Source organism: Aedoeadaptatus acetigenes, assembly GCF_025566985.1.
Taxonomy (GTDB): Bacteria; Bacillota; Clostridia; order Tissierellales; family Peptoniphilaceae; genus Aedoeadaptatus; species Aedoeadaptatus acetigenes.
The window spans coordinates 60,507-71,973 of record NZ_JAOQJD010000012.1 but is presented as its reverse complement, the minus strand read 5'-3'; the positions used below and the strand labels follow the sequence as shown (position 1 = coordinate 71,973).

The window sequence follows — 11,467 nt, the reverse complement described above, 5'->3', positions numbered from 1 at the left end:
CCTCGGCGACATGACGCCATACGAATACGGCTCAACACTACTCAACGCATAGGGGTTGACGTGTCCAAATCAATGGGTCCACCTTAGAAGGCCGCATTTTCCCCGCCCCCGGGGCCCCCACCCCTTTTTTGACCGCGCTTAAGCTGAAAGAAAATGCCTGCGGCATTTTCTACTAATTGGGCTGCGTCGCCAACGAGGGAATGTGAATTAGACGAAGAATTCTTATTAGCGAAAAAGAAACTTCGTCCGACTCAAAATCTTCTTTCATCGACGCGGCCCAATACAAATCAAATGCCGACAGGCATTTGCACTGCTAAAAGGCGTTGGGGGTCGAAGGGGATGGGGCCCCGGGGAAGGGGCAGAGGGCGAATCGCAACGCCCTGGCCCCTTCCCCGGGTTTCAGAGCCATAAAAGAACATATTTTAAGCGAAGTAGAAAACACCACGAAATTCCGTCCGCTACGCATTTAAAAAAATCAACCACCACAAAACATACGCCCTTTTTCCCGCCCCCGGAAAGAATCGCGAAGATAAAATTATAATAAAACAATAAGGATCGTGACACACAAATGTAAGTTCCTTGAAAGTTAGAAAAAAACATTAGAAAAACAAACGAAATAGAAAAACACCACGAAACTCCGTCCGCTACGCATTTAACCGGAGTTCAAGGTGGTTTCCTAACCTCGGAAGGAACAATTAAAGGTATGGTGTGCGAGAAAAAAAAATATTATATCTTTTCTTCCCATTCTTTTTCTTTAAACCCAACGAGAACCCCGTCATCATAAATAAGAAGTGGCCGTTTCACCAACATCCCGTCGGTAGACAATAACGCATACTGTTCTTCTTCGCTCATGTCTTTCAACTTATCCTTCAGCCCGAGTTCCCGATACTTCATGCCGCTGGTATTAAAGAAGCGCTTCAGGGGCAAGCCGCTTTTTTCGTGCCAGGCTTTCAATTCCTCCGCCGTGGGATTGTCTTCCACGATGTGACGTTCGGTGTAATCGACGCCCCGTTCGTCCAGCCATTTTTTTGCTCTCTTGCAGGTGGTGCATTTGGGATAGTGAATAAATAACATACTTTCTCCTTTCATCGACTCGTGTCACTTAGTGGCGTTCAAATCGTTTTTTATTAACGACCGTCATTGCGAGGCCCACAAGCAACAAGGCCATGGCGGCGAGGAGGATGGGCCGCGTTCCTTCTTTTTCCAATAAAATGCCGGCGGCTGTGGTTCCCGCCATAATGGCGAAATTAAATGCCATGGACTGCACGGCATTGGCTACGGCCACGCCTTCGGTGACCTGCCGGGCCGTGGCCGTTTGAAACATGCTGCTCATGGCGCCGAAGCCCAGGCCCCAGAGGACGAAGGCGGCGTGAAATAAGATCACGGATCCGCCGAAGCAGAAGGCGGCCATGGTGGCCGCGCCGGAAAGGTACAGGACCACGAACATGCCGTACAAGTGGCGATCGATGTAGATCATCGAAAGGATCACGGCCAAAATCGATCCCGCGCCGAAGAAAAGTTGCGCCACGGCCACGCCCAGGTAGTTCACTTCAGCCACCAGATTCGTCACGTAGGTGTAGACGCCGTAATTTGCGCCCACAGCCAAAAAGGTGAGGGCAATCATGACGAGCACGCCCGGGTTTTGAAGCATGGAAAGAGGCGAATTGCCTTTGCTCCGCGCCTCGCCCGCCACTTTCGGAAGCGCCGCCCGCGAAGCCGCGGCAATCACCGCCGGCGCGACGGCCAGAACGAAAAAGGACGCACGGTAGCTGAATTTGGTGCCGATCCAGGTCATCAGGGGCAGCCCCAAGCTCATGCCCACGGTAATGCCCGACATAATAATGGCCACGGCCCGCCCCTGATCGCCCTCGTCCACCAGGGCCATGCCGTAGGCCGTGATCATGGGCCAGAGGGTGCCGGCGCAAATGCCGCCTAAAAAGCGGCCCGCCAGGGCCACTTCGTAATTCGGCGCCAGAGCCACGACGCCGTTGGCCACAGCAAAGCCGAGCAAGAGAATCACCAAAAGGCGCCGCCGCTCAAAGGGCACCGTCCACGCCACCAGGGGCAAACCGAAAATCGCCGAGGCGATGGCATAAGATCCCACCAAGCCCCCTGCCTTTGCCGTACTCACGCCGAAAGCCTCGCTCATTTGCGGCAAAACCCCGGAGGGCACGAGCTCGCAGAGAATGGCCAAAAGCGTCACCGTGGCCATGAGGAGCAATAGGGGCGCGTTCTTTTTACTGTTTCTTGTATTTTCCAAAACGACCTCCAAAAACTTTAGTCTGCCTTATTCTATCAAAAGATCGCCGAAGACGGAATTTTTCTCGCAAAAAAAGCCCCGAAGCCGGGATTTCTCGATCCGACTTTCGGGGCAGTGTAAAAGCTCTTTTTAGTGATTTTGTTTTTGATTCAAAGAGCAGCAATCCAGAGGTGCGTCTCCAAAGGTTTTCTTATTTTCTTCGCCCAATTTATTTAAAAAGTGTTTCCATCTGTTCTTAATCGCTTCGATAAATTTCATCCTTTCGCCTCCTCAACGAATCCGCTGTGTACTACGTTTATTTAATTCATACCAATTAAATCTCTATTTCAATCACACGACCGAAAAAACATTGTATCTTCAGAAAAAAAGGACCCCGAAAAGCCCTTTTGGAGTAGCCTAGGCCAAGTGGCGTTCTTCTTCTAAACCGACCCGCTCGTCCATTTTCATTCGAATCTTCTCGAATCGATTCAGATGCACCGCGTGACTGAAATTGGCCATAAGTAAATCGTAGGAAGAATCGAAGTAATTCTTTACGCCGGGCTTCGCGCTCATGCCGGCCATCATGTAAATAAAGTAGAGCCCCTGCAAAATGGCCCGCGTCACCAGAGGATCGCCGCCGGAATAGAAAATAATTTGACTGAAAACCGAGTAAAGCTCGTCTTCCACAGAATAGCTTTGGTAAATGATCTTTGTATCCCCGTCCTCTTTCAGGACGATAAACTGATTGGCCGTGGAGAGGAGTTTGCCGAGGAGCGTGGAAATTTTATTGACACAGGCCACCGCCGTGTTCGGGTCCTTCGTCCCCGGACTCAGGGCCAAGACGGAAATCTCCGTGAGAATCACCAGGCCGTGATGGTAGTCGTCTTGAATATTTTTAAAAACATTGATCACCATGGCCCCGCCGACGACATCGATCAAATCTTCGATTTCGTCTCCACTGAGATTCTTTCCGCCGAAAAGCTTCAACACACCCACAGACTCCCCTTCCGTGGCGTATTCGCCGATTCGTTTTTTAATGGTAAATTCGGCCTTGATCCCGTCCAGCGCCTTTAAAATCGCCTCGGTTTGAATGTCGTAAAGGTACCCCGTCGTCGCGGCCAAGACGGGAAACTCCTTCGCGTCCTTGTCGTCCTCGTAGCGCTTCGCACTTTCCCGACGGGCGACCTCCCCATCGATCAAGGCGTCGCAATCCGTGTACACCCCTTCGATAATGTTCGATATTTTGATGTTTTCAAGCACCTGTTTCGCAAAGACGATAAAGCCGATCATGGCCACAATGGCATAGGCGATGGCGAAACTCCCCGCCATGACGTGGTCCTCCGCCGCCACATTTTGAAGCAGGAGAATGCTGATAATCGAATAGAAAAAGCCGCTGATAAAAATGCCGAAGAGGCCCAAGACATCGGTGCGGTCGATAAAGGTTTGGAGCATGCGCGGGGACACGCTGCTGCTGTATTTGTTCAGCACCGTGACGATCGTCGTAAAAGAAAAAATACTAATGGTCAGAAAGACGCCGGAAATATTGGAGAGAAAATCCATGGTTACATCCGCGGACAAAAGCAATTGATCCGGCACACGGGCCTTCAGCTCGGGGTACCCATGGTCGAAAACCCACGTCAAAAGGAGGAGTGCCATCGTCAATGCCACATATTTCATCATCTTAAACAAGTTCTTTTCGTTAATAAACCATAATTTGATTTTCGCTCCCATGAACCGTCCTTTCTCAACCGCGCGCACATATACAGTAAATAGTTTACCATGTTTGGATGACGCACGGGAAATCCTGCAGAAATAAAGTACTTTATTGCAAGCGAACGAATCCCGACAAAAAAAAAGAAGCGATTCGCATAAAAACGAATCGCTTCTTTTTTTACTTGTCGTAGACAAAGGAATGGCTCGTCACCTTATCCTTACAGTCACCATCCCCCTAAGCATAGGAAATAATATTAATCATGGTCAGCGTCTCTTTCGTTTTGTTCCGATAGCTGTGGGGTTCATTTGCCGTGAAGTAGATAGCGTCGCCGCTGTGTATTTCGTGGATCTCCTCGCCGATGGTCAGTTCCAGGGTGCTGCCGAAGACAATAATGTATTCTTCCGTGCCGGTGGCGTGGGGCTCGGAATGGCTGCATGCGCCGGGATCCAACTCGATATATAAAATCTCGAAATTGCGGTTCTCATCTATGGGAAAATAGGGATACATGCGAAACAATCCGTCTTCATTTTTGACGATGTTCACCGATTCCTTGTCCACGCGCATGACATGCTCTTTGCTCTGCTCGATTAAGGCCGTAAAGGGCACGTGCAGGCCGGAGGCAAGCTTCCATAGGGTGGAGATGGAGGAATTGGTTTCGGCGCGTTCGATTTGTCCGATCATGCTTTTGCTGACGCCGGAGATCGACGCCAGCCGGTCCATGCTCAGCTTTTGATCTTCTCGAATCTTTTTTATATTTTTCGCAATGGTTTTACAGATAAAGTCCGTTTCGTTTTTCATTTGCGGCTCCTTTTCACGGGCCCTTCCGCCATGCTGCGGCACCCGATTGTTTTTGGCGATGGCTTCGTAAGCCAAGTCTATGTTTTATTTTAGCATAGTTTTATTCGGTGCCCATGCTTTTAAAATTGGAACTGAAAAAATCCTTCCATGGATTGACAAAACAGAAATAAGCCCATATACTTAGGTTGTGCAATATAATGTTCTTGTTGTTCTGAATACTGTCCAACACCTCTGCTTTCTTTACTGTCTGTTAGGAGGATAAAAAATGACCATGACGAAACGAATCGAAAAAATTCGCGACAATTACGTCAACACGAAGCCCCATATTTCTTATGAACGCGCCTGGAGTTGGACGAAGTCTTTCAAAGAGAGCGAAGGGCTTCCCCACATTCTTCGCGTCGGGAAGGCCTTCAAGGCCACCTGCGAAGAAATTTCCGTGAATATTTGGGAGGGCGAGCTCATCGTCGGCACAAGCGGCGAATTTCGCAAGACCGCCATTTTAACACCGGAATTCGGTTGGCAATGGATCGACGAAGAGATCGACACCTTCCCCGAACGCAAGCAAGATCCCTACGATGTGACGCGGGGGCAAGTTCAATTTATTAGAGAAAATATTTTTCCTTACTGGAAGGGAAAGTCCGTGGAGGAAGCCTTCCTCGTCCGCACCTCCGATGAAACGAAAAAGATCGGCGTGGACACGGGATTTTTAGATACGGACTCGAAATGGCGAAACGGCATCGGCGAAATTTCTCCCGATTACATCGACGTGCTCCTTCCCAAGGGCTATGCGGGCATTAAAAAAGATGCCGAAATGCATTTAGCGCAACTGGACGAGGCCGTGGCGGAAGATAAGAAGAAGATCGATTTTTATAAATCCATCGTCCTTATTGCCGAGGGCATGATGATTCTGGGCAGCCGCTATGCGGAAAAGGCCCGAGAGATGGCGACCGAGGAAACGGACCCCCTGCGGAAAAAGGAATTGGAAGAGATCGCCGAAATTTGCACCCATGTTCCGGCCAATCCGCCGAAAAATTTCCGCGAGGCCATTCAATTTGTTTGGTTTGTGCAATTAGGCGGCATTCTTTCGGAAAATCCATTGGCTTGGAACCCCGGCCGCTTCGACCAGTACATGTATCCCTATTACGAAGCGGATTTAAAAGCCGGGGCCATCGACTACGACACGGCCCTGGAATATGTTCAATGCCTTTGGTTGAAGTATTCGGAATGGGCTTGGACCATTTCTAAAAACACGGCGAGCTTCTTTGCGGGCTACACGAATTTTGAAAACCTGACCATCGGCGGAACGAAGGTGGACGGTACCGATGCCACCAATGCCATTTCCTACATGGCCATTCAGGCCACGAAGGAATGCATGACGCACCAGCCAACCCTCAGTTGCCGCATTCATCCCGATTGCCCCACGGAATTTATGGAGGCAGTCACCGAATTAGTATCCACCGGCTGCGGCTTCCCCGCCATTCACGGGGACCGCACGGGCTACCAAATGCTCTCGAACTTAAACTACGAGCCGGAAGATGCCAAGGACTGGAATAACTGCGGCTGCGTCGTGCCCCACTCGAGAAAAACCTTTCAATGGACCTCCGCCGCAAGCATCAGCTTTGCCGCAGCCCTGGAATTTGCATTAAACGAGGGCAAAAGCCGCCTCTCCGGTCAATCCGTTTCCCTCCACGAGAAGGACCCCAAGACCTTTACCTCTTTCGATGAAGTGATGGCCGCTTGGAAAAAGCAGTTTAAATACATGGTCAAACAAGGGGTCATTTCCCTAATCACTGCCCAGGAAATTCATAGAGAAATCGGCCACCGACCCTTTATGTCCGCTTGCAATGAATCGTGTTTGGAAAAGGGACAAGATTTGGTCGACGGCGGCGCAAAATACAACATCGGTCCGGTATTTACAGGCGTCGGCCTTTCGGTCACGGCCAATTCCCTGGCCGTCATTAAAAAACTGGTCTTTGATCAGGGCAAGTACACCCTTTCGGATATGATCGACGCCATCAATGCCGACTGGGAAGGCTACGAAAACTTAAGACAAGAGGCCCTCGCCTGCCCGAAGTACGGCAACGACGACGCCTACGTTGATGCCATTGCCAAGAGCCTGGAATCTTTCTTCTATGACGAAGTCACGGCACACAAAGACCTCTACGGCAATCGCTTTGTTACCGCCTTCATGGGGATTTCCAACTACCTGCCCACGGGCAAAGTCTTGGGCGCCACGCCGGACGGTCGCTACGCAAAAGATCCCATCAGCGAAGGCGTTTCTCCCTACACGGGCACGGATACCTCCACCTGCCTCGCGGCATTACGCAGCGCGGCAAAGATGGAACACGACATCCACAGCGGCGGCACCCTGCTGAACCTGCGGCTGAATCAAGATTTGGTCAAGACCAAGAGAGGCCGCTCCAATCTCGGCGCCATGCTTCAATCCTACTTCGCCATCGGCGGATTCCACGTTCAATTCAATTGCATTTCCAACGACGTGCTCTTGGACGCGCAAAAACATCCCGAAAAATATAGAAGCCTCTTGGTTCGCGTCGCCGGCTATTCCGCTCAATTTACAAATCTTTCTAAAGAGATGCAAGATTCCATTATGGCGAGAAACGTACACGAGGCCTTCTAATGGGCACCACCGGCTATATCATGGAGCTACAGCCCTTTAGCGTCAACGACGGCGACGGCATTCGCACCACCGTCTTTATGGCCGGCTGCCCCCTGCGCTGTAAGTGGTGCGCCAATCCGGAAGGGCGGGATAACAAGATCAAAATCGGCTGGTACAGGCGCAAATGCATCGGCTGCGGCAAATGCGTCGAGGCGTGCCCCGAGCATATCGGCATCGACTTAAACAAGGAGCGCAGCAAGTGTGTCGCCTGTGGCCGTTGCACCGAAGTCTGCCCCACTGGGGCGCGCAGCTACATGGTGCGCAAAGTCGATTCCGACGATATCGTTGAAGCCGTCAAAAAGGATCGCCTCTTCTATGCCATGAGCGGCGGCGGTATTACCTTCTCCGGCGGCGAACCCACGGCACAGCCCGCATTTCTCGACGAATTAACGAAAGAAATCTACGATTTAGGCTATTCCATGGCCATAGAAACCTGCGGCTACTTCGATTTCGACGCGGTGAAACCGTCTTTGGAACGCATGGACATGATTTTCATGGATCTGAAACACGTGGACCCCGCCCTTCATAAAAAATACACCGGCGTCCGCAACGAAAAAATTCTGGATAACATGACGAGATTACAAGAACTGAATAGCGATATTGTGATTCGCATCCCGGTTATCGGAAGCGTCAACGACGGGGAGGAGACGATCCGAAAAGCCACCCGATTCGTTCATGAAAAGATACCGAAAGCGAAAATGGAGCTCCTTCCCTATCATCCCTTTGGCCATATCAAATATGAAGCCATCGGCGCGACGATTGATCAGGATGCCTTTTACAGGCCCGCCCCCGAGGCCATGAACCTGCTAAGAGCCATCGTCAAAGACGAAGGTGTCTCCCTCATCGACTTTCGCTAACCCCTGTTTTCCGACAATTCAAACGCCCTGAAAGACGAAGCGCCAAGGCAGCGCTTCTCTTTTATATTTTCCCTCCCTTCATTTTTTCTCTGGTTCCCTACGAACAAATCGATTATAATCAGAGCCATAAGGAGGGGCCTATGGACGAGAAAAGAAAGCTCAAATTCACCTTTTACTCCTTTGCGTTTTTGCTCATCTTCGGCATGATCGGCTACAAAATTCTGCTGGATGTGGATTTCGTCGACGCCTTTTACATGACTGTGATCACCATTTCCACAGTAGGCTTCGGCGAGGTCGGAACCACCAGCAATGCTTCCGAAATGTTTTCGGTCCTGATGATTTTTTTAGGCGTGGGCGTTGTAGGCTATGCCTTTTCCACGGTGGTGGCCATGTTCGTCGAAGGAAAAGTGGGAGATTTGTGGAAGGGGAGTAAAATGGACAGAAAAATTTCCGCACTTAATGATCACTACATCATTTGCGGCTCCGGCGAATTGGCCGAGGTCATCATCAATAAATTTATTCACGAAGAAATGGCCTTCGTCGTCATTACCGACAATCGGGAAGACCTGGACGATTACAGTCACCACGACATTTTGGTCGTGGAAGGCCATTCCACGGAAGAAAGCGTGCTGGAACATGCCGGCATCGCCCGGGCCAAGGGACTTTTGGCGACGCTGGATTCCGAGGTGGATAATATCGTCACCGTGCTCACGGCGCGGAACATGAACAAAGACATTTACATTATCGCCAATTCCGTGAGCAAATCGGGCAACGACAAATTATTAAAGGTAGGCGCCGACAAAACCCTCTCCGCCGTGGAAATCAGCGGCAAGCGCATGGCATCGCTCATGATCAAGCCCAACATCATTAATTTCCTCGACGTGGTCACCCGAATCGGCGACGTGGAGCTGGACCTGGAGGAAGTGATGGTTTATCCGGGCTCCTACCTGGAAAACAAAAATTTAATCGAAGCGGAAATCCCCGGAAAAACAGGCCTCGTGATCTTGGCCATTAAGCAAAAGGAAGACGGAAAGTTGCTCTTCAATCCCCCGGTGGACTACACCTTTCAAATCGGCGACGTGCTCATCGTCTTGGGACGGGAAGAACAGATCGACAAGTTGCGCCACTTAGGCGACGAAATGAAAGATGATATAGAAACTGAAGGAAAATAATTTCAGGCGACCGCAATCGGTCGCCTGTTTCCGTTTCCACGTAAGATTCAGTACCGAACTTCTTTTCTTTCCGCCTACAAAACCCCATTTTCAGCTGTTTTCCATTGCACTATAAATCGCTCATTATCCCGCATTATTTCCCTCTTATGCTTGTTAAATTAAAATTTAATTCGACAATGTCGTCAAATTCGTTTACTAAAGTAAAACGTTATATTATAATTGGAATGGTACATAGGAATCCTCGGATCCCATGCACGCATATGATTTTTTTAAGGAGGAGAACATGATAAACAAAAAGGTACGACTACTGTCGGTCCTCATCGCATGCGTTATGTTGCTCGCAGCTTGTGGCGGCGCAGCAAACAATGGCGCAAACAAGAATGCTGAAGGCCAAACGGCTTCAAGCGAATCCGGCGGAACGAAGATTTTACGCACCAACAACAAATCTGAACCGGGCTCCTTGGACCCGGCCATCATCAAGGGTACCCACGAATCCTTCGTCGTCTACCACGCATTTGAAGGTTTGATGCGCTACGACGAAAACGATAAGCTCGTTCCCGCACAAGCTGAATCTTACGAAGTATCTGACGACGGCATGACTTACACCTTCAAGCTGCGCGACGGCTTGAAATGGTCCAACGGCGATCCCTTGACTGCCAAGGATTTCGAATATGCATGGAAGCGCGTTATCGATCCGAAATTGGCTTCGGACTATTCTTTCCAAATCACCACCTATGTAAAGGGTGCGGAAGAATACTATAACGGCAAAGGCTCCATCGACGATGTCGGCATTAAGGCCCTGGACGACAAGACCCTCGAAGTTCAATTAAAGGCTCCGACCCCCTACTTCCTGGACATCACCGCGTTCTACACCTTGCTCCCCGTTAACGAAAAGGTCGTTAGTGCAAATCCCGACTGGGCAAAAGATCCTCAAAGCACGGAATTTGTATCCAACGGTGCCTTCAAGATTACGGAATGGAACCACAAAGAAAACATCAAGATGGTTAAGAACGAAAATTACGTGGATGCCGACAAGGTCAAGTTAGACGGCCTTCAATTCGACATTTTGGAAGACGACAACACGGCTTACCAAAAATACGAAGGCGGCGAATACGATGTACTCGTTCAACCGGCACCGGCTGTTACGGCAAAGGCTGTACAATCCAAGGATCCTGAACTTGAATTAGGGAAGGACTTGGGTGTTTACTACTTTGAATTCAACACCACGAAGAAACCCTTTAACAACGCGAATGTCCGCAAGGCCCTCTCCATGGCCCTCGACCGCAAGACCATCGTTGAAAACATCACCCAAGGCGGCCAAATGCCGGCTGAAGGGATCATTCCTTACGGTTTGAACGACGATGCAGGCAAAGACTTCCGCAAAGCCAACGGCAACCTCATTACGGAAGATAAAGCAAAGGCAAAAGAACTCCTGGAAAAAGGCCTGAAAGAAGAAGGCATGACCATGGAAGACTTCAAAAACTGCACCCTCTCTTACAATACCGATGAAGCACACAAGAAGATCGCCCAAGCATTGCAAGAAATGTGGAAGCAAAACCTCGGCGTGGAACTGAATCTTGAAAACATGGAATTCCAAGTATTACTGGATAACCGCAAGGCCGGTAACTTTGAAATCGCTCGTGCCGGTTGGATGAGCGACTACAAAGACCCGATGAGCATGTTGGATCTCTTTATGACCGACAATCCGCAAAACGACTCCAGATGGTCGAACAAGGAATTTGACGCCCTCTTGAAGAAGGCTGCATCCACCGGCGATCAAAAGGTTCGTATGGACAGCATGAAGGCTGCAGAAAAGATCATGATGGAAGAAATGCCCGTCATCCCCGTTTACTTCTATACGCAACCCAGATTGCAAAAGCCCAATGTCACCGGCGTTTATAAACCGCTTCTCGCTTATCCGAGATTTATCTACGCAGATATCGAAGCGAAATAATAAACCCAAGATCAATTAAATGACAGGGATAATAATAGAGAGAACCGAAAGCTGGT

General features: G+C 49.8%; 9 protein-coding genes. 4 read left to right on the top strand and 5 right to left on the bottom strand.

Going from position 1 to position 11,467, the window contains the following annotated elements:
- Window positions 1-726: 726 nt before the first annotated feature.
- The 5 genes from OCV31_RS07650 to OCV31_RS07630 form a co-directional block, all read right to left on the bottom strand.
- Entirely contained in the window at window positions 727-1,074 is a 348-nt protein-coding gene (locus OCV31_RS07650) for an arsenate reductase family protein (RefSeq protein WP_148474011.1), read from the bottom strand.
- A gap of 28 nt (window positions 1,075-1,102) precedes the next feature.
- A complete protein-coding gene (locus tag OCV31_RS07645) occupies window positions 1,103-2,260 on the bottom strand; it encodes an MFS transporter (protein ID WP_267303883.1) in 1,158 nt (385 codons plus the stop codon).
- A 129-nt stretch (window positions 2,261-2,389) separates the two neighbouring features.
- On the bottom strand, window positions 2,390-2,518 hold the full coding sequence (locus OCV31_RS07640) for an LDCC motif putative metal-binding protein (protein ID WP_267303882.1): 129 nt from the start codon (window positions 2,516-2,518) through the stop codon (window positions 2,390-2,392).
- A gap of 138 nt (window positions 2,519-2,656) precedes the next feature.
- Window positions 2,657-3,970 (bottom strand): DUF2254 family protein, encoded by a 1,314-nt coding sequence (locus tag OCV31_RS07635; RefSeq protein WP_148474004.1) that lies wholly within the window; start codon window positions 3,968-3,970, stop codon window positions 2,657-2,659.
- Window positions 3,971-4,187: 217 nt separating this feature from the next.
- Window positions 4,188-4,751 carry a helix-turn-helix domain-containing protein gene (locus tag OCV31_RS07630; RefSeq protein ID WP_148474002.1) on the bottom strand — a complete coding sequence of 188 codons (564 nt, stop codon included), beginning with the start codon at window positions 4,749-4,751 and terminating at the stop codon, window positions 4,188-4,190.
- Window positions 4,752-5,016: 265 nt separating this feature from the next.
- On the opposite strand from OCV31_RS07630, the gene OCV31_RS07625 reads away from it, so the two are divergent.
- The 4 genes from OCV31_RS07625 to OCV31_RS07610 all read left to right on the top strand — a co-directional run bounded on the left by OCV31_RS07625 (window position 5,017) and on the right by OCV31_RS07610 (window position 11,411).
- Complete coding sequence (locus OCV31_RS07625; RefSeq protein WP_148474000.1) at window positions 5,017-7,389, top strand: glycyl radical protein; 2,373 nt, start codon at window positions 5,017-5,019, stop codon at window positions 7,387-7,389.
- A 20-nt stretch (window positions 7,390-7,409) separates the two neighbouring features.
- Window positions 7,410-8,285, top strand: coding sequence for a glycyl-radical enzyme activating protein (locus OCV31_RS07620; RefSeq protein ID WP_267303881.1), 876 nt, complete (start codon window positions 7,410-7,412; stop codon window positions 8,283-8,285).
- 140 nt (window positions 8,286-8,425) lie between these two features.
- Window positions 8,426-9,457, top strand: coding sequence for a potassium channel family protein (locus OCV31_RS07615; protein ID WP_148473996.1), 1,032 nt, complete (start codon window positions 8,426-8,428; stop codon window positions 9,455-9,457).
- A 283-nt stretch (window positions 9,458-9,740) separates the two neighbouring features.
- On the top strand, window positions 9,741-11,411 hold the full coding sequence (locus tag OCV31_RS07610; RefSeq protein WP_148473994.1) for a peptide ABC transporter substrate-binding protein: 1,671 nt from the start codon (window positions 9,741-9,743) through the stop codon (window positions 11,409-11,411).
- Window positions 11,412-11,467 lie beyond the last annotated feature (56 nt).